At 64.0% G+C, this 20,270-nt stretch carries 22 protein-coding genes and 2 tRNA genes; 21 read left to right on the top strand and 3 right to left on the bottom strand.

The window, feature by feature from the left end:
• The first annotated feature begins 4 nt into the window (after positions 1-4).
• From TK49_RS12510 to TK49_RS12470, 9 genes are all read left to right on the top strand, one after another.
• Positions 5-81, top strand: a tRNA-Val gene (locus TK49_RS12510).
• A 366-nt stretch (positions 82-447) separates the two neighbouring features.
• Positions 448-2,355 (top strand): threonine--tRNA ligase, encoded by a 1,908-nt coding sequence (gene thrS / locus TK49_RS12505; RefSeq protein WP_045786991.1) that lies wholly within the window; start codon positions 448-450, stop codon positions 2,353-2,355.
• Between the two features lie 28 nt (positions 2,356-2,383).
• Positions 2,384-2,920 (top strand): translation initiation factor IF-3, encoded by a 537-nt coding sequence (infC, locus tag TK49_RS12500; RefSeq protein WP_082062890.1) that lies wholly within the window; start codon positions 2,384-2,386, stop codon positions 2,918-2,920.
• A 167-nt stretch (positions 2,921-3,087) separates the two neighbouring features.
• Positions 3,088-3,285 carry a 50S ribosomal protein L35 gene (gene rpmI / locus TK49_RS12495; RefSeq protein WP_004636003.1) on the top strand — a complete coding sequence of 66 codons (198 nt, stop codon included), beginning with the start codon at positions 3,088-3,090 and terminating at the stop codon, positions 3,283-3,285.
• Positions 3,286-3,310: 25 nt separating this feature from the next.
• Entirely contained in the window at positions 3,311-3,667 is a 357-nt protein-coding gene (gene rplT, locus TK49_RS12490) for a 50S ribosomal protein L20 (RefSeq protein WP_039597500.1), read from the top strand.
• Between the two features lie 140 nt (positions 3,668-3,807).
• Positions 3,808-4,842 carry a phenylalanine--tRNA ligase subunit alpha gene (gene pheS / locus TK49_RS12485; RefSeq protein WP_045786990.1) on the top strand — a complete coding sequence of 345 codons (1,035 nt, stop codon included), beginning with the start codon at positions 3,808-3,810 and terminating at the stop codon, positions 4,840-4,842.
• A 56-nt stretch (positions 4,843-4,898) separates the two neighbouring features.
• Positions 4,899-7,328 (top strand): phenylalanine--tRNA ligase subunit beta, encoded by a 2,430-nt coding sequence (gene pheT, locus TK49_RS12480; RefSeq protein ID WP_045786989.1) that lies wholly within the window; start codon positions 4,899-4,901, stop codon positions 7,326-7,328.
• Between the two features lie 74 nt (positions 7,329-7,402).
• On the top strand, positions 7,403-7,816 hold the full coding sequence (locus TK49_RS12475) for an integration host factor subunit alpha (RefSeq protein WP_045786988.1): 414 nt from the start codon (positions 7,403-7,405) through the stop codon (positions 7,814-7,816).
• 33 nt (positions 7,817-7,849) lie between these two features.
• The gene (locus tag TK49_RS12470) at positions 7,850-8,272 is read left to right on the top strand and encodes a MerR family transcriptional regulator (RefSeq protein WP_045786987.1); all 423 of its coding nucleotides are present in this window, start codon (positions 7,850-7,852) and stop codon (positions 8,270-8,272) included.
• Between the two features lie 89 nt (positions 8,273-8,361).
• On the opposite strand, the gene TK49_RS12465 is transcribed toward TK49_RS12470, so the two are convergent.
• Positions 8,362-8,438, bottom strand: a tRNA-Pro gene (locus TK49_RS12465).
• Between the two features lie 36 nt (positions 8,439-8,474).
• On the bottom strand, positions 8,475-8,564 hold the full coding sequence (locus TK49_RS24960; RefSeq protein ID WP_233902577.1) for an AraC family transcriptional regulator: 90 nt from the start codon (positions 8,562-8,564) through the stop codon (positions 8,475-8,477).
• Between TK49_RS24960 and TK49_RS12460 the strand changes: the two genes are divergently transcribed.
• Positions 8,553-8,795, top strand: a complete 243-nt coding sequence (locus tag TK49_RS12460) for a carboxymuconolactone decarboxylase family protein (protein WP_373271734.1) — start codon at positions 8,553-8,555, stop codon at positions 8,793-8,795. The two genes, TK49_RS24960 and TK49_RS12460, sit on opposite strands and share 12 nt — an antisense overlap.
• A 15-nt stretch (positions 8,796-8,810) precedes the next feature.
• On the opposite strand, the gene TK49_RS12455 is transcribed toward TK49_RS12460, so the two are convergent.
• Positions 8,811-9,749, bottom strand: a complete 939-nt coding sequence (locus TK49_RS12455; protein ID WP_045786986.1) for an aldose epimerase family protein — start codon at positions 9,747-9,749, stop codon at positions 8,811-8,813.
• 314 nt (positions 9,750-10,063) lie between these two features.
• Here TK49_RS12455 and TK49_RS12450 point away from each other — a divergent pair, with 314 nt between their 5' ends.
• From TK49_RS12450 to hpaI, 11 genes are all read left to right on the top strand, one after another.
• Complete coding sequence (locus tag TK49_RS12450; RefSeq protein WP_045786985.1) at positions 10,064-10,441, top strand: hypothetical protein; 378 nt, start codon at positions 10,064-10,066, stop codon at positions 10,439-10,441.
• 170 nt (positions 10,442-10,611) lie between these two features.
• Positions 10,612-11,679: a DNA polymerase IV gene (dinB, locus tag TK49_RS12445; RefSeq protein ID WP_045786984.1), complete on the top strand. Its 1,068-nt coding sequence runs from the start codon at positions 10,612-10,614 to the stop codon at positions 11,677-11,679.
• A 190-nt stretch (positions 11,680-11,869) separates the two neighbouring features.
• Positions 11,870-13,303 (top strand): branched-chain amino acid transporter BcaP, encoded by a 1,434-nt coding sequence (locus TK49_RS12440; RefSeq protein WP_045786983.1) that lies wholly within the window; start codon positions 11,870-11,872, stop codon positions 13,301-13,303.
• A 551-nt stretch (positions 13,304-13,854) separates the two neighbouring features.
• Positions 13,855-14,145 carry a DUF1488 family protein gene (locus tag TK49_RS12435; protein ID WP_045786982.1) on the top strand — a complete coding sequence of 97 codons (291 nt, stop codon included), beginning with the start codon at positions 13,855-13,857 and terminating at the stop codon, positions 14,143-14,145.
• 186 nt (positions 14,146-14,331) lie between these two features.
• Positions 14,332-15,090 carry a fumarylacetoacetate hydrolase family protein gene (locus tag TK49_RS12430; protein WP_045786981.1) on the top strand — a complete coding sequence of 253 codons (759 nt, stop codon included), beginning with the start codon at positions 14,332-14,334 and terminating at the stop codon, positions 15,088-15,090.
• The gene (locus TK49_RS12425; protein WP_045786980.1) at positions 15,087-15,854 is read left to right on the top strand and encodes a fumarylacetoacetate hydrolase family protein; all 768 of its coding nucleotides are present in this window, start codon (positions 15,087-15,089) and stop codon (positions 15,852-15,854) included. The genes TK49_RS12430 and TK49_RS12425 overlap by 4 nt, the downstream gene beginning before the upstream one ends.
• Positions 15,851-17,332 (top strand): 5-carboxymethyl-2-hydroxymuconate semialdehyde dehydrogenase, encoded by a 1,482-nt coding sequence (gene hpaE / locus TK49_RS12420; RefSeq protein WP_045786979.1) that lies wholly within the window; start codon positions 15,851-15,853, stop codon positions 17,330-17,332. The genes TK49_RS12425 and hpaE overlap by 4 nt, the downstream gene beginning before the upstream one ends.
• A gap of 42 nt (positions 17,333-17,374) precedes the next feature.
• Entirely contained in the window at positions 17,375-18,232 is an 858-nt protein-coding gene (gene hpaD, locus TK49_RS12415) for a 3,4-dihydroxyphenylacetate 2,3-dioxygenase (RefSeq protein ID WP_045786978.1), read from the top strand.
• Positions 18,233-18,242: 10 nt separating this feature from the next.
• Entirely contained in the window at positions 18,243-18,632 is a 390-nt protein-coding gene (locus TK49_RS12410; RefSeq protein ID WP_045786977.1) for a 5-carboxymethyl-2-hydroxymuconate Delta-isomerase, read from the top strand.
• A 3-nt stretch (positions 18,633-18,635) separates the two neighbouring features.
• A complete protein-coding gene (hpaH, locus tag TK49_RS12405; protein WP_045786976.1) occupies positions 18,636-19,439 on the top strand; it encodes a 2-oxo-hept-4-ene-1,7-dioate hydratase in 804 nt (267 codons plus the stop codon).
• A 19-nt stretch (positions 19,440-19,458) separates the two neighbouring features.
• On the top strand, positions 19,459-20,265 hold the full coding sequence (gene hpaI, locus TK49_RS12400; RefSeq protein ID WP_045786975.1) for a 4-hydroxy-2-oxoheptanedioate aldolase: 807 nt from the start codon (positions 19,459-19,461) through the stop codon (positions 20,263-20,265).
• Positions 20,266-20,270 lie beyond the last annotated feature (5 nt).

The raw sequence follows: 20,270 nt of genomic DNA, 5'->3' as shown, positions 1-20,270 counted from the left end.
CGGCAGGCTCGTAGCTCAGCTGGTTAGAGCACCACCTTGACATGGTGGGGGTCGTTGGTTCGAGTCCAATCGAGCCTACCAACGCATTTAGCAGGACGCGTCGGGTAGGGTGTGCAAGCCGTCATCCCTCGGTTCGTTCCGTACAACTGCATACAAGGCGAAACATGATCCAGGCACCGCGAACTACCACCGCTTCGGAGCGACAGTAGTCAAGGTGCGGTTTTCGCCCTTTGCGGTCTGCCCAAGCGGTAGTCAGCGCAAATGAAAACGCGGCCTTGGCCGCGTTTTTTTTCGTCCGCGTTTTGGTGTCGTGCGCGGCGACCCGGCTGAAAGCGCTTCGAAGCACCCGATTCGACAACCTGCCACGCCACCCGGCGAGGCGCACCACAGAATGACGACCGCCGCGAGCCCTAAAAAGAGCGCGACGGTGACTCCACAGGAGCAAGCATGATCGCAATCACGTTGCCGGACGGTTCCCGGCGTGAGTTTCCGGGCCCCGTCACGGTCGCCGAAGTGGCGCAGAGCATCGGTGCGGGCCTGGCCAAGGCCGCATTGGCTGGCCGCGTGGACGGCCAGCTGGTCGACACGAGCTACACCATCGACCGCGACGCCAAGCTGGCCATCATCACCGACAAGGACGCCGACGGCATCGACGTGATTCGCCATTCGACCGCGCACTTGCTGGCCTACGCCGTCAAGGAGCTGTATCCCGACGCACAGGTCACGATCGGTCCGGTCATCGAAAACGGCTTCTACTACGACTTCGCCTACAAGCGTCCCTTCACGCCGGAAGATCTCGTCGCCATCGAAAAGAAGATGGCCGAGCTGGCCAAGAAGGACGAGAAGGTCACGCGTGAAGTCTGGAGCCGCGACGACGCCATCAAGCTGTTCGAAGGCATGGGCGAGAAGTACAAGGCCGAGATCATCGCGTCGATCCCGGAGGATCAGGAAATCGGCCTGTACCGCGAGGGCAACTTCGTCGACCTGTGCCGCGGCCCGCACGTGCCGTCCACCGGCAAGCTGAAGGTCTTCAAGCTCATGAAGGTGGCCGGGGCCTATTGGCGCGGCGACCACAACAACGAGATGCTCCAACGCATTTACGGCACGGCCTGGGCCAAGAAGGAGGACCAGGACGCCTACCTGCACATGCTGGAAGAGGCCGAAAAGCGTGACCACCGCAAGCTCGGCCGCGAACTCGACCTGTTCCACATCGACGAGTACTCGCCCGGCACGGTGTTCTGGCACCCCAAGGGCTGGACGCTGTGGCAGGAGGTCGAGCAGTACATGCGCCGCGTGTACCGCGAGAACGGCTACCAGGAAGTGAAGGGGCCGCAGATTCTCGACAAGTCGCTGTGGGAAAAGACCGGCCACTGGGACAAGTACCGCGAGAACATGTTCATCACGGAATCGGAAAAGCGCGAATACGCGCTCAAGCCGATGAACTGCCCCGGCCACATCCTCATCTACAAGCAGGGCATCAAGAGCTACCGCGATCTGCCGCTGCGCTTCGGCGAGTTCGGCGCGTGCCACCGCAACGAGCCCTCGGGCGGCCTGCACGGCATCATGCGCGTGCGCGGCTTCACGCAGGACGACGGCCATATCTTCTGCACGGAAGACATGATCCAGTCCGAAGTGACGGCCTTCACGACGCTGCTGCAGAAGGTCTACAAGGATTTCGGCTTTACCGAGATTCTGTACAAGTTGTCGACGCGCCCTGAAAAGCGCATCGGCTCCGACGAGAGCTGGGACCGTGCTGAGGCGGCCCTGGCTGAAGGTCTGCGTGCGTCCGGCTGCGAGTTCGAGTATTTGCCCGGCGAAGGGGCGTTCTACGGGCCGAAGATCGAATATGTGCTCAAAGATGCACTTGGTCGGCAATGGCAATGCGGCACGATCCAGGTCGACCCGAACCTGCCGGAGCGCCTGGACGCCGAGTTCGTCGGCGAGGATGGCGCGCGCCACCGCCCGATCATGCTGCACCGGGCCATCGTCGGCAGCCTCGAGCGCTTCATCGGTATCCTGATCGAGCAATACGCCGGCGCGCTGCCGACCTGGCTTTCGCCGGTGCAGGTGGCGGTGCTCGCCATCACCGATTCGCACGCCGAGTATGCACAATCCGTTGTGCAATCCCTGCAAAAACAAGGATTTAGGGCGATCGTCGATTTGCGGAACGAGAAGATTGGGTATAAAATCCGCGAGCATTCCATGCAGAAGGTCCCCTACCAGGTTGTGGTGGGCGACAAAGAGCGGGATGAAAATCAGGTGGCCGTGCGTGCCCGTGGCAACGTCGATCTAGGCTCCATGCCGCTGTCGGCGTTCGTTGAGCGACTGCAGAACGATCTCGCCAACAAGTCATGAGCTGGGCACGGCTTGTTTTTTTGCTTCTTTGAGGACATTCAACATCGCTACCGATAAATCTCACCGCATCAACCGCGAAATCACTGCGCCGGAAATCCGGCTGACCGGGGTTGAAGGGGAACAGATCGGCATCGTCAAGCTGCAGGAAGCTCTGCGCATGGCGGAAGAAAAGGACGTCGATCTGGTCGAGATCGCGCCGACTGCGCAGCCGCCAGTCTGCCGCCTGATGGACTATGGCAAGTTCAAGTATCAGGAGCAGAAGAAGGCCCACGAGGCCAAGCTGAAGCAGAAGGTCATCCAGGTGAAGGAAGTCAAATTCCGCCCGGGTACCGACGATGGTGACTACGACGTCAAGCTGCGCAACCTGAAGCGCTTCCTGGAAGACGGGGATCGCACCAAGATCACGCTGCGTTTCCGTGGCCGCGAAATGGCTCACCAGGAAATCGGCATGCGCATGCTCGAGCGCCTGAAGACTGACCTGGAGGAATTCGGTCAGGTCGAACAGATGCCGAAGATGGAAGGTCGCCAGGCCGTGATGATGTTGGCGCCCAAGAAGAAAAAGTAATGCAGTGGCGGCTGGACGATTCCGGCCGCGCTGAGCAGGTTCCTGACGGAAACGTCGGAAAACGCGATGGTCTGCAAAGCCCGTCGCGATACAACAAGTGAGTCCGGGTCATGCAAGTGTCGGCGCCAGCCGTCCACCTGGCTTCATGTCAAAAACGGAGTTGTTCCATGCCGAAGATGAAGACGAAGAAAAGCGCCTCCAAGCGCTTTACTGCCCGTCCTGGTGGCACGATCAAACGTGGCCAAGCCTTCAAGCGTCACATCCTGACCAAGAAGACCACCAAGAACAAGCGTCACCTGCGCGGTACCGAGGGCGTCCATGAGACGAACCTGAAGTCCGTTCGCGCAATGATGCCGTACGCCTAACCCCTGACTACGAAAGGAGAATTCCATGCCTCGAGTAAAACGTGGGGTCACAGCGCGGGCCCGTCACAAGAAGGTTATCAACGCTGCCAAGGGTTACCGCGGCCGCCGCAATAACGTCTATCGCATCGCCAAGCAGGCGGTCATGCGTGCTGGCCAGTACGCCTACCGCGATCGTCGCAACAAGAAGCGCGTGTTCCGCGCCCTCTGGATTGCACGTATCAACGCTGGCGCCCGCGAGCATGGTCTGACCTACAGCAAGTTCATGAACGGCCTGAAGAAGGCGTCCATCGAACTGGACCGCAAGGTGCTGTCGGACATGGCCATTCACGACAAGGTGGCATTTGCCGCCATCGTGAACCAGGTGAAAGCCAACGTCGCCTGAATTGGATTGGCCGGGCAGGCCGCTGGAATTGCCCAGCAGCGTGCCGGCTGGTCACCCTGACGGGGCTCTCACCGAGCCCCGTTTTTTATTCCGCGCATTCCGCGGACCGAATCCTCCGAATTCTTTTCGCTCGCCTTCCCATGTCACTGGATCTGGATCAAGTCGTCGCCGATGCCCAAAACGCGTTTGCCTCCGTGCAGGACAACGCCTCGCTGGAAAACGAGAAGGCGCGCTTTCTCGGCAAGTCCGGCGTGCTGACCGACTTGCTCAAGGGCCTCGGCAAGCTCGATCCGCAGACGCGCAAGACCGAAGGCGCGCGCATCAACCAGGCGAAAAGCCGCGTGGAAGAAGCGTTGAACGCGCGCCGGCAGGCCCTGGCCGATGCGCTCATGAACGCCCGCCTCGCGGCCGAGGCCATCGATGTGACGCTGCCCGGCCGCGACGTGGCCGAGGGCAGTCTGCACCCGGTGATGAACACTTGGGAGCGAGTCGCCAAGATTTTCGGTTCGATCGGTTTCGATGTGGCCGACGGCCCTGAAATCGAATCCGACTGGATGAACTTCACGGCGCTGAACAACCCGGACAACCATCCGGCGCGCTCGATGCAGGACACGTTCTACATCGACGGTCGCGACAGCGAAGACAAGCTCCTGCTGCTGCGCACCCATACGAGCCCGATGCAGGTGCGCTATGCCCGCATGCACGTCGAGAAGTACAAGCACCTCGACCGCATTCCGCCGATCAAGGTCATTGCGCCGGGGCGTACGTACCGCGTCGACAGCGACGCCACACACTCGCCGATGTTCCATCAGGTCGAAGGCCTCTGGATTGCAGACAACATCAGCTTTGCCGACCTGAAGGGCGTCTATACCGATTTCCTGCGCAACTTCTTCGAGCGCGACGACATCCAGGTGCGCTTCCGCCCGTCGTATTTCCCGTTTACCGAGCCGTCGGCCGAGATCGACATGGCATTCGGCAACGGTAAATGGCTGGAGATTTCCGGCTCCGGCCAGGTGCACCCGACCGTGGTGCGCAACATGGGCCTGGACCCCGAGCGCTACATCGGCTTCGCGTTCGGCTCCGGCCTGGAGCGCCTGACGATGCTGCGCTATGGCATCAACGATCTGCGCCTGTTCTTCGAGGGCGACGTGCGTTTCCTGCGCCAGTTCGCATAAACCTCGTTCGCTGATTCTCGTCGCCCCGTCCATCGAATTCTTCTTTTCGTCGCGCCATGCAATTTCCGGAATCCTGGCTTCGCAGTTTCGTCAATCCGCCGATCACCACCGATGAACTGTCCCATCGTCTGACGATGGCGGGTCTTGAAGTGGAAGAGGTCGACCCTGTCGCGCCGCCGTTCACGAAGATCGTGGTCGGCCATGTAGTGGAGGTGAACAAGCATCCGGACGCCGACCGCCTGAATGTGTGCAAGGTCGATGCGGGCACGGGCGAATTGCTGCAGATCGTCTGCGGTGCGCCGAACGTGTCGGTTGGCATCAAGGTGCCCTGTGCGCTGGTGGGCGCCGAGCTGCCGCCGGGCGAAGATGGCAAGCCGTTCAAGATCAAGGTCGGCAAGCTGCGTGGCGTGGAGAGCTACGGCATGCTGTGCTCTGCCCGCGAGCTGAAGCTGTCGGAAGACCACGGCGGTCTGCTGATCCTGCCGGAAGACACGCCGGTGGGCGAGGACATCCGCAAGGTGCTCGATCTGGACGACCAGATCTTTGTCATCAAGCTCACGCCCAACAAGGCCGACTGCCTGTCGATCCATGGCGTGGCGCGTGAGGTGTCCGCGCTGACGGGCGCGCCCATCACGGTGCCGTCGATGGCGCCCGTGGCGGTGACGCTCGCGGACAAGCTGCCGGTCAAGGTGGAGGCGCCGGACCTGTGCGGTCGTTTTTCGGGCCGCATCATCCGCGGTGTGAATGCGCACGCGAAGACGCCGGCCTGGATGGTGTCGCGCATCGAGCGCGCGGGCATGCGCAGCGTGTCGGCGCTGGTCGATATTTCGAATTACGTGATGCTGGAGCTGGGCCGTCCGTCGCACGTGTTCGACCTGGACAAGATCCACGGCGGCCTGACGGTGCGCTGGGGCAAGGCTGGCGAACAACTGAAGCTGCTCAACGGCGAGACCATCACCGTCGATGAGAAGGTCGGCGTGATTGCGGACGAGCAGGCCATCGAAAGCCTCGCCGGCATCATGGGCGGCGACAAGACCGCCGTCACGCTGGACACGCAGAACATTTACGTCGAAGCCGCATTCTGGTGGCCGGAAGCCATCCAGGGCCGTGCGCGCCGCTACAACTTCTCGACCGATGCCGGCCACCGCTTCGAGCGTGGCGTTGACTATGCCACCACCGTCGAACACATCGAGCGCATCAGCGCGCTGATCCTCGAGATCTGCGGCGGCCAGGCAGGCCCGATCGATGACCAGATCGTCAACCTGCCCAAGCGCGAGCCGGTGCGCATGCGCGTGGCCCGGGCGGCGCGCGTGCTGGGCATCGCCCTTTCGCATGAAGTCGTGGCCGATGTGTTCAAACGTCTGGGCCTCACGTTCAGCGTGGAAGGTGATGTGTTCATCGTCGAGCCGCCGTCGTATCGCTTCGACATCGAGATCGAGGAGGACCTCATCGAGGAGGTCGCGCGCATCTATGGTTTCGAGCAGATTCCGGCCAAGCCGCCGGTTGCCGAAAACGCCATGCGCCCGACCAACGAAGCGCGGCGCACGATGCATGATGTGCGTCACGCCGTGGCCGCGCGCGACTATCACGAAGTCGTCAACTTCGCCTTCGTCGAGACCGCTTGGGAAACCGACTTCGCCGGCAACAGCAACCCGATTCCGCTGCTGAACCCGATCGCCAGTCAGTATTCGGTGATGCGCAGCACGCTCATCGGCGGCCTCGTCGACAAGGTGCGCTACAACCTGAACCGCAAGGCTTCGCGCGTGCGCATGTTCGAAGTCGGCCGCGTGTTCCATCGCGATGCCAGCGTTGCGGATGGCGGTCTGTCGGTGGCGGGCTATGCACAGCCGATGATGGCCGGGGGTATTGCCTACGGCCCCGCGAAGGAAGAGCAGTGGGGCGTGCAGACGCGCGGCGTTGATTTCTTCGACGTGAAGGGCGATGTCGAATCGCTGCTGTGGCCGCTCCAGGCGCGTTTCGAACGCGCTGAGCATCCCGCGCTGCATCCGGGGCGCTCTGCACGGGTGGTGCTGAATGGCCGCGCGATCGGCTGGATCGGCGAGCTGCATCCGCGCTGGTTGCAGAAGTACGATCTGCCGACCGCACCCGTGGTCTGGGAACTCGAGTTGGAGGCCATCACTGCCGTCGGTCTGCCGACGTATCGCGAAGTGCCGCGCGTGCCCGCCGTGACGCGCGACATCGCGCTGGTCGTGCGTCAGGATGTGGCGGTGCAGGACCTGGTCGACACGTTCGAAAAGGCGGCGGTTGGCACCCCGTGGCAGCGTTATCTGCAGGGCGTCGTGCTGTTCGATGAGTTCCGCCCGAAAGCGGCGACGGCGGCCATTGGCGCGCAGGAGAAAAGCCTTGCCTTCAGAATTACGTTGCAAGATACTGACAGCACCCTCCAGGACGACATTGTCGAGGCCGCCACACAGCAACTGATTCGGGCGGCCGGCGATGCATTCGGCGCGCGCCTGCGCGCCTGACGTCTTTGACGTCCGCGCTGCGCTACAGACACGAACGAACCTCTGTATCCGAGCTCGATCACGCAAGCGAATCTATGAACGATCAACACGCGCCCGCGTTGGCGGCTTCCCTGGGCGACCCGCTCGGTTCTTCTTCGGCACTCGCCGAGACGCGGGATGCGCGCGGCCACGATGTGCCGACACTCACCAAGGCCGAACTCGCCGAGATGCTGTTCGAGCAGGTCGGCCTGAACAAGCGCGAGTCGAAGGACATGGTCGAGGCGTTCTTCGACGTGATTCGCGAGGCGCTCGAGCAAGGCGACAGCGTCAAGCTGTCCGGCTTCGGCAACTTCCAGTTGCGCGACAAGCCGCAGCGCCCCGGCCGCAATCCGAAGACCGGCGAGATCATCCCGATCACCGCACGCCGTGTCGTCACGTTCCATGCGAGCCAGAAGCTCAAGGCGCTTGTCGAAGAGCGCGCCGAGCCGCTGCCGGTGAGCGCTGCGTAATTCCCTTCATTCCGTTTCTTTCGCCAGCCCTTCATGGCCGCCGATAAACACACGGAGCGGGTCAACCTGCCGCCCATTCCTGCCAAACGCTACTTCACGATTGGTGAGGTCAGCGATCTGTGCGCCGTGAAGCCGCACGTGCTGCGCTATTGGGAGCAGGAATTCACCCAGCTCAAGCCGGTCAAGCGGCGCGGCAATCGCCGGTACTACCAGCATCATGAAGTGCTGCTGATCCGGCGGATTCGTGAACTGCTGTATGAGCAGGGCTTCACGATCAACGGCGCGCGCAACCGGTTGGATGAACTGCGGCATGGCGCAGCGCCGGCCGAGACCGAAGCGCCGGAGAAGGAAGTCGCCGCCCCACAGCGGCCCGCCATCGGCGGTTCAGTCGATGTGAAGGGATTGCGCCAGGCGCTGATGGCAGTGCTTGATGTGCTGCGGCCGGACAAGCCGTAGACGGATACCGCCTTCCCACACATCGCCGACGCCGGATAGGCGGACATGAAAAAGCCCGCGTAACGTCATCCGTTACGCGGGCTTTTGTTTGGTCGGGGCGAGAGGATTTGAACCTCCGACCACCTGCACCCCATGCAGGTACGCTACCAGGCTGCGCTACGCCCCGAAGCCTGAAAGTATAACAGAGGCACCTCATCGGTGACTAGTGGGTTGCGCGCCGATACCTTGCCGGCGTCATTCCGAGTTGCTGTTGGAATGCCTTGTTGAATGCGGCTTCGGATTGGTAGCCCACACGTGCGCCGATCTCTCCGACGCTCTGGCGCGTGTGCGTCAGCTGATCGTGGCGGTGACCACGCGCTGCGATGGCTGTATCACGGTGCACACGGCGCAGGCGCTCACGCATGGCGCGACACATGACGAGATTGCGTATGCGCTGAGCGTGGCGATCTCGCTCAATGCCGGCGCGGCCCTGGTCTATTCGGCACGCGTGATGGACGCCGTGCAGGCGTATGAAAACGCCTGAGCGCCGAGCCGCACACTAGCGCGCGATCCGCAGGCGGCAGGTAGCCTGCCGTGTCTCGCCAGGGGCGAGCAGATGCAGGCCCTCGCCGTGATGGATCGCGTTGGGCAGGCCCATCCACGGTTCAACGCAGTAGAAGTCAGACGTGGCGTTTTCCGTCCACGTGGTGATGGCGTGCCAGGGCACCGGCGCGCCGTCGACCTCGAAGCGGATGCGGCGGCCAAGCGGCGCTTCGCCGTGCGGCGGAATGACCAGCGTTGCAGCGCCAGCGTCATCGAGCAGGTGATAGCGGTCTTGCAGCGCCGGGTCGTCGAGCTGGTAAGTCCTGCGCCCGGGCTCGGGGCGGTCGAGACTGCCATCGGGCAGTTGGCGTGACAGCCGTGCCGGCGGCATCAGCAGCTCGGTCGCGCCGCGCAATGCATGCGGCAGCGCCAGGTAGAAATGATGGCCGGCGTAGAAAGGCATCGGGGCATGCGCGTCACCTTCGTTCCGATGCTTGACCGAGAAGGTCGCCTCGAGCCCATCGTCAATCAGCCGGTACGTCACGCGAAACTCAAAGGCGAACGGATAGCCTTGACGTGTCTCGGGGCTGTCGCGCAGCAACAGAACGATGTGCGCGTCGCTTGCGTCTTCCACCTCGAACGGCAAGTCGCGTGCGAAACCGTGTTGCGGCAGGGCGTGAAGTTGCCCGCGCGCGTCGCGCCAGCGGCCGGTCTCCCCTTCTGCGAAGTGCCGGCCGATGAAGGGAAACAGCAGCGGATTGCCGCCACGGACCTTGGCTGCGTTCGACCAATTGGCCGGCTCGGGCCAGAAGAGAATGTCTTCGCCGCGATGGCGCCAGCGCACGAGCCGCCCGCCGGCATCGGGTGCCAGCAGCAGCATGGACCCATTGGCGTGCGACTCACCGATGCGGATGAGCGTGCGGTCTTGAAAGCGGGCGGTGGGCAGGTCGTACATAGGCGGGCGAGGTGGCTTGTTGGCATGGGAATCGCGTACTAGATTGTCAATGCGTTTTGCCCGGAGGGAAACCATGTCCGTCAATTGCGTGCTGCCCGCACATACCGTTCCCCCGCCCGACGAGCCGTCGCCACCGGGCATTCCACCAGATCTGCCATCGCCCGATGAACCCCCGCCGCCCGTCGAGCCACCGGAGATGTTGCGGACGTAATCTGCTGTTACCAATCGTCACAGCTTTGTGGGAAGCGGTTCGTAAGATAAGCGCCAGTTCTCGCGTAACTGCGCGTTTCTACAACGACGATACGAGCCCAAACATGTCGATTCTTCCGCGTCTGACCCTGTGCGCAGTCCTGGCGGCCTCCATGGCCGGTTGTGTCGTGGCGCCGCCGCAGCCCACGCGTACGGTGGTGGTGCGCGAGCCGGTTCCGGTCGCGGCACCTGCACCGGTGGATCCGCGCGCGCGCTTCGACCAGGTGCAAGGTCGCCTCGCAGAAGAATTCCACCGCATCGACGTTCGCCAATCAGAGGGCTACATCGATCCGTATCGCGCGGATGGCCTGCGCGATCGCCTGCGCCGCATCCGCCAGGAAGCCAACGACATGGCCAGCCAGCATCGCGGTGGCTTGTCCGGCGACGAGCAGCGCGCCCTGAATGACGAACTCGGCGCCGTGGCGCACGATATCGGCCGCTAAGCCGCTTTTCCGATCCCTTCATTCGCCGATGTTGCGTTGCAGTATCGGCGAAATGCATTGTTGCGCCGCGTTGCGTGCGCGACCCGCGGAAGCTGATACGCTTGCGTTCCTCCTGAACGAGCAAGCCCGACGCCGCTGCCGCCTCCCGCAGCCGGTTCTGGCCTTGTGCCGTGCGAAAGATCATCCACTGCGACTGCGATTGTTTTTACGCCGCCATCGAAATGCGCGACGATCCGCGCCTCGTCGGCAAGCCGCTGGCCGTCGGTGGGCGGCCGGAACGGCGCGGCGTGGTCGCGACTTGCAATTACGAAGCACGCAAGTTCGGCATCCATTCGGCGATGCCCATGGCGCAGGCCGTCAAGCGTTGTCCCGATTTGCTGATCGTGCCGCCGTCCATGGAGAAGTACCGCCAGGTCGCGCGCCAGATCTTCGCCATCTATCACAGCTACACGCCGCTGGTCGAGCCGCTGTCGCTCGACGAGGCTTATCTTGATGTGACTGACAGCCCGATGCTCGCCGGCAGCGGCACCCGCATCGCTGAAGACATCCGCCGCCGCGTGCGCGAAGAGATCGGCATTACCGTGTCGGCGGGCGTTGCGCCCAACAAGTTCATCGCCAAGATCGCCAGCGACTGGAACAAGCCCGATGGCCTGTTCGTCGTGCGGCCGGAGCAGGTGGACGCCTTTGTGGCCGCGCTGCCTGTGGACCGCCTGTTCGGCGTGGGCAAGGTGACGGCGGCCAAGCTGCGCCGCCTCGGTGCCGAGACGTGCGGCGACCTGCGCGCCTGGGGCACCGACCGGCTGCAGCAGCATTTCGGCGTCTTCGGATTTCGCTTGCATGACCTGTGTCGCGGCATCGACCACCGGCAGGTGCAACCTTCGCAGATCCGCAAGTCCGTCAGCGTGGAAGAAACCTACGCCACCGACCTGCGCACGCTCGACGATTGCCAGCGCGAACTGGCGATTCTGGTCGAACAGCTGGCCGCGCGCGTCGAGCGGGCCCGCGCCGGCAACATGATCCACAAGACCTACGTCAAGATGCGCTTCGCCGATTTCCGTGGCACGACGGTGGAGTGCATCGCACCGCAGGTGTCGCTGCCAGTGTTCACGAAGCTGCTGACACAGGGCTTCGAGCGTCGCCGGATGCCTGTGCGGCTGCTGGGGGTGGGCGTGCGGCTGTATGAGTCCGACGCGCATGCGCGCCAGCAGCCGCTGTTCGAAGATTTTGCTGCGGGGTAACGATTGCGCCTCCGGTTCCAGCAACCGGATGGGAATTGTCCTATTTTCTGTCTGCATTGCGGCGATAGAAGGGCGGAATGTCGCCTGCGGGTAAAATGCCCGCTTTTTTGCATAATCCGCCGCCGCGCGCCACACGTGCGCGACAGTGCATTCCGTCACATTCGGGTGCACGCAGACAGGAGACGCAGTAATGAGTTTGTTCCGTACCAAGAACGTGGATCACATGATCCGCACCGGCCACAGCGATACCGGCCTGAAGAAAGTCCTCGGTCCGCTGGATCTCACCTTCCTCGGCGTTGGCGCCATCATTGGCACCGGCATTTTCGTGCTGACGGGCACCGGGGCGCTCACGGCGGGCCCCGCACTGACGCTGTCGTTCATCGTCGCGGCGCTGGCGTGCGGGTTTGCCGCGCTGTGCTATGCAGAATTCGCCTCGACCATTCCCGTGTCCGGCTCCATTTATACGTACGCCTACGCGACCATGGGCGAACTGGTGGCCTGGATCATCGGCTGGGACCTGATGCTCGAATACGGCCTGGCCACATCCGCGGTTTCGGTGGGCTGGTCCGGCTATTTCCAGTCGCTGCTGTCAGGCTTCGGCCTGCATCTGCCGGTGGCGCTCACCGCTGCACCCGGCGCGATTCCGGGCGTGCAGACGCTGTTCAACCTGCCGGCGCTGGTGATCATGCTGCTGATCACGACGCTGCTGTCGTTCGGCATTCGCGAATCGGCGCGTGCAAACAACATCATGGTGGCGATCAAGGTGACGGTGGTGCTGCTGTTCATCGCGGTGGGCGCACGCCATGTGCAGCCGGCCAACTGGCAGCCGTTCATGCCGTTCGGCATGGAAGGCGTATTCGGGGCGGCGGCCATCGTCTTCTTCGCCTTCATCGGCTTCGATGCCGTGACGTCCGCGGCTGAAGAGGTGCGCAATCCCAAGCGCGACCTGCCCGTCGGTATCATCGGCTCGCTGGCGGTCTGCACGATCCTCTACGTGCTCGTGGCGGCCATCATGACGGGCATCGTGCCGTTCGCGAAGTTTGCAGGCGTGGATCACCCCGTGTCTCTCGCATTGCAGGTGGCGGGCGAAACCTGGGTGGCGGGGTTTGTCGATCTTGGCGCCATCATCGGCATGACGACCGTGATCCTGGTGATGGCCTACGGCCAGACGCGCATCATCTTCGCCATGTCGCGCGATGGTCTGCTGCCCAAGCGTCTGTCGCACATTCATCCGCGCTATTCGACGCCGTTCCTGAATACGTGGGTGGTCGGCATCGTGTTCGCGGTGATTGCCGCCTTTGTGCCGCTGAACGTGCTGGCAGAGCTGATCAACATCGGCACGCTCGCCGCGTTCTCCCTGATCGCCGTGGCCGTGCTGGTGCTGCGCCGTACGCGTCCGGACCTGCATCGCGGCTTCCGCTGTCCTGGGGTGCCGGTGGTGCCGTTGCTGGCGATCGGCATGTGCCTGTTCCTGATGAGCCATCTGCAGGCCGTGACGTGGATTGCCTTCGGGGTGTGGGTCGTCATCGGCCTGCTCGTGTACTTCGGGTATGCCCGCCGCCGTTCGCTGCTGCATGTGTCGGAGCAAGGTGGTGGTGCACCGGCCTCCGAGACGGTGCACTGACTTCTGCGCCAAAAGGGCGCCGCGGCGTGGAGCGCCTGCACAGGCTTCACGCCGCCTGCATCGCCGGATGCGCCGGCCGTCCATTCCCTCACAGCATAGGGTGGCGGACGCGCCCGGCGCACGCATCGAAACACGTCGATGCGGCTCGCAGGGTATTTCGTTGCATCCCGTGAAATTTCGGTGGTGTCGCCGGCCTGACGACATGACGATGTCGTAAAACCTGCAACTGGGAGCGCCGAGCGTTCCACCAGCAGACTGCATGCAATGGATTTTGTGATTGCGACTTTGCTTTGCAGTGCCGTCTTGGCCCCGACAAAAAAGCATAACGGCGCAGGTGCCCCGCGAGCCCTGATGCCGCCTGGGGTCGCCCCCTGTGAGGCTCGCCAGGATGCCACGAACGCGCAAACGGTGCTCGCACGCGCGTCCCAAGCTGTGGTTAAAATGATCTGTGCAGCCAGACAAATGTCTGACGAAACCCTGCCGGCCCCCCCGCACGGTTTCCACGCAACAGCGTGTGCGTTGTTGTCCATTGCAATCGGAGGGCTTTGACGATGGAAATCAAGTTCGAAAAGAAAGAGGCGTACGACATCAACAATGAAGGCCTGCTGTTCGACGCGCTCGTCGACGGCGAAAAGGTGACTTGCGTGGCAACGCGCGAGGCGCTTTGGGAAGGCCTGGAAGGTGATCAGGTGTTGTCGCTTCAGGCGGCCTTCGAGGCCGGCCAAGAGCGGATTCAGGATGCTGCCCGTGTGCTCATCGCCGATGGCGTACAGCGCGCCAACGGGCTGACCGATTTGCCGCAGCCGGTCGTGGTCAAGCGCGTGCATGTTGCCGTGGCGTGAGTCCGATCGATTGCCTCGATAGACATCGGCATGACCGATGTCCCCACGGTGGACATCGCCTCCGCCGTCAAACCAAAGCCGGCCCGCGTGGCCGGCTTTTTCATGGCGCGCATTTTCCCGGGTTGACATCGCGCCAATCCGCTCACATGATTAACATGTTAATAATATGGGGCGCTGGAGGCGGATGTGCGGCGAGGCAAGGTGAGGTTGTCAGACGGCCGGCAGCAGGACTGGGTGCAGGCCGACGGCACGCAGCCGGCCAGGGGTCCGGGGCCAGTGCAATGGCTGCCGCCGGTCGACGGCGCGGTGGTCGGCACGCTGCTCAACTTTCGCGGTGAGTTGGAGGCGCTCGGCGACGCGCTCGCCGAGCCGCCATACCAGGCGCCTCCCAACGCGCCGGTGCTGTATCTCAAGCCCGCCAATACACGCGTTGGCCATAACCAGTATGTCGTGCTGCCGCCTGATGTCGACGGCATCTGGGTCGGCGCATGCCTTGGCGCGGTCATCGGCCGGACAGCCACACGCGTGCGCGTGCCGCACGCTGCCGAGTGCATTGCCGGCTATACCATCGTCAACGACCTGACGGTGCCGCACGCAAGTTATTACCGGCCGCCGGTCCGGCACAAATGCCGGGATGGCTTCTGCCCGATCGGGCCGTGGGTGGTGGACCGCGAAGACCTGCCGGATGCCGACGCGCTGGACATCACCGTGCGGATCAACGGCGAGATCGCACAGCGCGCGAACACGTCGACGCTCGTGCGGCCCATCGCGCAACTGCTCGCCGACGTGACGGCGTTCATGACGCTGGAAGCCGGCGATGTGCTGCTCGCGGGCATCCCCGAGAACCCGCCGCTGGCGCGCGCCGGTGATCGGATCGATGTCGGCATCGCACACATCGGCACGCTGACGACACATCTCCTGCGGCAGGCGGAGGCGGTCCAATGAAACACGCCCGCATTGCGTATGACGGAGCAGTCCACCACGCGGGAGCCGTCCCCGGGGACGACACCCGCCTGCGGCTGAGCGACGGGCGCGTGCTGCGCGAAACAGAAGTCGTTTGGCTGCCGCCCATTGAACCGCGCACCATCTTTGCGCTGGGTCTGAACTATGCCGATCACGCCAAGGAACTCGCCTTCAAGGCGCCCGCCGAGCCGCTCGCGTTCCTGAAAGGCTCCAATACGTTGATCGGCCACCGTGCGCATACCGTGCGTCCGGCCGGCGTCGCATTCATGCACTACGAGTGCGAACTCGTGGTCGTCATCGGCAAGGCCGCGCGCAACGTGCCGCGGGAGCACGCGTACGAATATGTCGCCGGCTATACCGTGGCCAACGACTACGCCATCCGCGATTACCTCGAAAACTATTACCGCCCGAACCTGCGCGTGAAGAGCCGCGACACCTGCACGCCCCTCGGCCCGTGGCTCGTCGACCGCAACGATGTGCCCGACCCGATGAACCTCGCGCTGCGCACGACCGTCAACGGCCGCGTCACGCAGCAAGGCAGCACGCGCGACATGATCTTCGACATCCCGGCGCTGATCGCGTGGTTCTCGAGTTTCATGACATTGGGCGCGGGCGACATGATCCTGACCGGTACGCCGGAGGGCCTGGCCGATACGCAGCCGGGCGATGAAGTCGTCACCGAGATCGAAGGCATTGGGCGATTGGTCAGCACCATCGTCGCTGAACAGAGCAAGGAGACCGCATGACTGCCATCAGCATGGACCCCGTCAAACATTGGATCGACGGCAGGCAGGTCGACAGCGCCGAGCGGTTCGTCACGACCAACCCGGCCACGGGGGAGGCCATCGCCGAGGTGGCTTCCGGCGGCGAGGCGGAAATCCACGCGGCCGTGGCAGCGGCGAAGGCGGCGTTTCCGGCCTGGGCGAACACGCCCGCCAAGCAGCGCGCCAGGCTGATGCGCCGGTTGGGCGAACTGATCGAGCAGAACGTGCCGCAGCTGTCGGCACTGGAAACGATGGATACCGGCCTGCCGATCGCGCAGACGCGCAAGCAGCTCATTCCACGCGCTTCCGAGAACTTCCATTTCTTTGCGGAGGTCTGCACGCAGGTCAATGGCACGACGTATCCGGTGGACGACCAGATGCTGAACTACACGCTGTACCAGCCGGTGGGCGTGTGCGCGTTGATCTCGCCCTGGAACGTGCCATTCATGACGGCCACCTGGAAGGTCGCGCCGTGTCTGGCGCTGGGCAATACGGCGGTGCTGAAGATGTCGGAGCTCTCGCCGCTGACGGCGGACCAGCTTGGCCGCCTGGCGCTGGAGGCGGGCATTCCGCCGGGTGTGCTGAACGTGGTGCAGGGTTATGGTGCCACGGCGGGCGATGCCCTGGTGCGCCACCCCGGTGTGCGCGTGGTGTCCTTCACGGGCGGAACCGTCACCGGCAAACGCATCATGGAGCGCGCCGGGCTGAAGAAGTTCTCGATGGAACTGGGCGGCAAATCGCCGGTGCTGATCTTTGACGATGCGGATCTGGACCGGGCGCTGGACGCGTCGCTCTTCACGATCTTTTCGATCAACGGCGAGCGCTGCACGGCCGGCTCGCGCATCTTCGTGCAGGAAACGGTCTACGACGATTTCGTCGGCAAGTTTGCCGAGCGTGCCAAGCGGCTGATCGTGGGAGACCCGGCCGACGAGCAGACCAACGTCGGTTCGATGATCACGCGCGCGCATTGGGAGAAGGTGACCGGCTACATCCGCCTGGGGGAGCAGGAAGGCGCGAGGATCCTGGCCGGGGGCGCGGACAAGCCCGCTGGTCTGCCCGCCCATCTGCAGCACGGCAACTTTGTCGCCCCGACGGTGCTGGCCGATGTCGACAACCGCATGCGCGTGGCGCAGGAAGAGATTTTTGGCCCCGTGGCGTGCCTCATCCCGTTCAAGGACGAAGCCGACGGCCTCAGGCTCGCCAACGACGTGGAGTACGGCCTGGCGTCGTACATCTGGACGCAGGACGTGGGCAAGGTGCACCGGCTGGCGCGCGGCATTGAGGCAGGCATGGTCTTCGTCAACAGTCAGAACGTGCGCGACCTGCGACAGCCGTTTGGCGGCGTGAAGGCATCCGGCACCGGACGCGAGGGCGGCGAGTACAGTCTCGAAGTGTTTGCCGAAATCAAGAACGTCTGCATCTCGATGGGCAGCCACCACATCCCGCGCTGGGGCGTCTGACGCATCAGCCGACCAACCAAGAGAAGGGCGCAAGGAGACACCATGGGCAAGCTGGCCTTGGCCGCGAAGATCACCCACGTGCCGTCGATGTACCTGTCGGAGCTGCCCGGCAAGCACCACGGCTGCCGCGCCGCGGCCATCGAGGGGCACCGGATCATCGGGCAGCGCTGCCGCGATCTGGACGTGGACACCATCGTCGTGTCGGACGTGCACTGGCTGGTCAACGCCGGGTATCACGTCAACTGCAATGCGCGCTTCGAGGGCGTCTACACCAGCAACGAGCTGCCGCATTTCATCCAGGACATGCGCTACGCGTATCCGGGCAACCCGGCGCTCGGGCGGCGGATTGCCGAGACAGCCACGGCGCGCGGCGTGTTCACACGCGCGCATGAGATCGACAGCCTCGAACTCGAGTACGGCACGCTGGTGCCGATGCGCTACATGAACGGCGACCAGCACTTCAAGGTCGTGTCGGTGGCCGGCTGGTGCGCCTGGCACAAGCTGGACGAGAGCCGCCGCTTTGGCGCCGCGCTGCTCGAAGCCATTGAAGCCAGCGACAGCACCGTCGCATTCCTCGCCAGCGGATCGCTGTCGCACCGCTTCAATGACAACGGAAGCCCCGAAGGCGCCATCCACCAGATCAGCCGCGAGTTCTACCGCCAGGTCGATCTGCGCGCGGTGGATCTGTGGAAACAGGGCGACTGGAAGACGTTCTGCGCGATGCTGCCCGATTACGCATCGCTGTGCGAAGGCGAGGGCGGCATGCACGACACGGCGATGCTGCTCGGCCTGCTCGGCTGGGATGCCTACGACCGGGGTGTGGAGATCGTCACCGAGTACTTTGCCAGTTCCGGCACGGGCCAGATCAACGCGATCTTCCCGGTGCCGGCGCGGTCATGAGGAGGCTGCCATGCCGCACGTGATTGTCGAATACACGGCCAACCTGGGCGACGATGCCCGCATTCCTGAACTTCTGCAGACCATCAACGAGACGCTGATCGCGCAGAACGGCGTGTTTCCGACGGGCGGCATCCGCTCGCGCGCGCTCCAGCTGACGGACTACCGCGTGGCCGACGGCAAGGAGGACGACGCCTTCGTCCATGTCGCGCTCAAGATCGGCGCGGGTCGCCCGCCCCAGATCAAGAAGGCGGCTTGCGATGCCTTGTTCGAGGCCATCAAGGCGCATTTCGCCGAGGCCTTTGCGCGTCGCTATCTGGCGCTGTCCATGGAGCTGACCGAATTCGACGAAGGCGGCAGCTACAAGCACAACAACATCCACGCACGTTTCCGCAAGGCCTGATCCATGCTCGACACCACGACCGTCCAGACCATCGCGCGGCGCCTGCACCAGGCCGAGACCGAGCGCAGGCAGATCCGCCAGGTGTCGCTCGACCATCCCGGGATCACAATCGAAGACGCCTACGCGATCCAGCGCGAATGGGTGGCGATGAAGCTGGCAGAGGGCCGGCGCCTGAAGGGGCACAAGATCGGCCTGACCTCGCGCGCGATGCAGCAGTCGTCGCAGATCGACGAGCCGGACTACGGCGCGCTGCTCGACGACATGTTCTTCGCGGAGGGCGGCGACATTCCCGCCAGCCGCTTCATCGTGCCGCGCGTCGAGGTGGAGCTGGCCTTCGTGCTCGGCAAGCGGCTGCAGGGGCCGGGGGTGACGCTGTTCGACGTGTACGACGCGGTGGATCACGTGATTCCCGCGCTGGAGATCATCGACGCGCGTTCGCAATCGATCGATCCGGACACGGGCCGCCCGCGCAAGGTGTTCGACACGATCGCCGACAACGCTGCCAATGCCGGCGTGGTGATGGGCGGGCGGCCGATCCGCATGCGCGACGTGGATTTGCGCTGGGTCAGCGCCATCTTTTCGCGCAACGCCGTCATCGAGGAGACGGGGGTGGCGGCGGGCGTGCTGAACCATCCGGCCAACGGCGTCGTATGGCTCGCCAACAAGCTCGCGGCGCACGGCGTGGCGCTGGAGCCGGGGCAGGTCATCCTCGGTGGTTCATTTACGCGGCCGGTACCCGCGCGCCCGGGTGATACATTCCACTGCGATTACGGCCCGCTCGGCAGCATCGCCTGCCATTTCGTCTGACCCTGACAGGATTCCTGCCATGCAACTTCCGGTGAACCACTTCAAGCGCGCGCTGGCCGAACGGCGCCCGCAGATCGGCCTGTGGCTCGCGATGACGCATCCGTATCCGGCCGAGATCGTGGCCGGGGCCGGCTTCGACTGGCTGCTCATCGACAACGAGCACGCGCCCAACCAGCTGCAGTCGACGCTTGCCCAGCTGCAGGCTCTTGCGCCGTATCCGACGCATCCGATCGTGCGGCCGGCCTGGAACGATCCGGTCGAGATCAAGCGGCTGCTCGACATCGGCGCGCAGACCTTGCTGGTGCCCATGGTGCAGAACGCCGACGAAGCGCGCGCCGCGGTGCAAGCGATGCGCTATCCGCCCAACGGCATGCGGGGTGTGGGCAGCGTGCTGGCCCGTGCGTCGCGCTGGAACCGCGTCGACGACTACCTCGCCCAGGCGGATGCGCAGATGTGCACGCTCATCCAGGTCGAAACCGCCGAGAGCCTGACGCATCTCGACGCGATTCTCGCTGTTGAAGGCGTGGACGGCGTATTCATCGGCCCGGGCGATCTGGCGGCGTCGATGGGGCACCTGGGTGAGCCGGGCCATCCGGAAGTCCGCAAGACCATCGACGATACGATCGGCCGCATCGTGGCATCCGGCAAGGCGGCAGGCATCCTGTCGGCCGACCAGGCGCGGGCCCGGCATTACCTGTCGCTTGGCGCGACGTTTGTTGCGGTCGGCACCGATGTGACGTTGCTGGCCCGCAGCGCCGAACAGCTCGCGCAGGCGTTCAAGGGCGAGGGCGCGGCCAAGCCGCAGGCGGCCGGCACCGTGTATTGACGGCC

The organism is Ralstonia mannitolilytica, from assembly GCF_000954135.1.
Taxonomy (GTDB): Bacteria; Pseudomonadota; Gammaproteobacteria; order Burkholderiales; family Burkholderiaceae; genus Ralstonia; species Ralstonia mannitolilytica.
The sequence above is the reverse complement of the archived record's forward strand: the minus strand, read 5'-3'. Positions and strand labels throughout refer to the sequence as shown.

Coding starts and splice junctions, on each gene's coding strand:
- thrS (WP_045786991.1), top strand. CDS start 448: ATGATCGCAATCACGTTGCCGGACGGTTCCCGGCGTGAGTTTCCGGGC.
- rpmI (WP_004636003.1), top strand. CDS start 3,088: ATGCCGAAGATGAAGACGAAGAAAAGCGCCTCCAAGCGCTTTACTGCC.
- rplT (WP_039597500.1), top strand. CDS start 3,311: ATGCCTCGAGTAAAACGTGGGGTCACAGCGCGGGCCCGTCACAAGAAG.
- pheS (WP_045786990.1), top strand. CDS start 3,808: ATGTCACTGGATCTGGATCAAGTCGTCGCCGATGCCCAAAACGCGTTT.
- pheT (WP_045786989.1), top strand. CDS start 4,899: ATGCAATTTCCGGAATCCTGGCTTCGCAGTTTCGTCAATCCGCCGATC.
- TK49_RS12475 (WP_045786988.1), top strand. CDS start 7,403: ATGAACGATCAACACGCGCCCGCGTTGGCGGCTTCCCTGGGCGACCCG.
- TK49_RS12470 (WP_045786987.1), top strand. CDS start 7,850: ATGGCCGCCGATAAACACACGGAGCGGGTCAACCTGCCGCCCATTCCT.
- TK49_RS12455 (WP_045786986.1), bottom strand. CDS start 9,749: ATGTACGACCTGCCCACCGCCCGCTTTCAAGACCGCACGCTCATCCGC.
- TK49_RS12450 (WP_045786985.1), top strand. CDS start 10,064: ATGTCGATTCTTCCGCGTCTGACCCTGTGCGCAGTCCTGGCGGCCTCC.
- TK49_RS12440 (WP_045786983.1), top strand. CDS start 11,870: ATGAGTTTGTTCCGTACCAAGAACGTGGATCACATGATCCGCACCGGC.
- TK49_RS12435 (WP_045786982.1), top strand. CDS start 13,855: ATGGAAATCAAGTTCGAAAAGAAAGAGGCGTACGACATCAACAATGAA.
- TK49_RS12425 (WP_045786980.1), top strand. CDS start 15,087: ATGAAACACGCCCGCATTGCGTATGACGGAGCAGTCCACCACGCGGGA.
- hpaE (WP_045786979.1), top strand. CDS start 15,851: ATGACTGCCATCAGCATGGACCCCGTCAAACATTGGATCGACGGCAGG.
- hpaD (WP_045786978.1), top strand. CDS start 17,375: ATGGGCAAGCTGGCCTTGGCCGCGAAGATCACCCACGTGCCGTCGATG.
- TK49_RS12410 (WP_045786977.1), top strand. CDS start 18,243: ATGCCGCACGTGATTGTCGAATACACGGCCAACCTGGGCGACGATGCC.
- hpaH (WP_045786976.1), top strand. CDS start 18,636: ATGCTCGACACCACGACCGTCCAGACCATCGCGCGGCGCCTGCACCAG.
- hpaI (WP_045786975.1), top strand. CDS start 19,459: ATGCAACTTCCGGTGAACCACTTCAAGCGCGCGCTGGCCGAACGGCGC.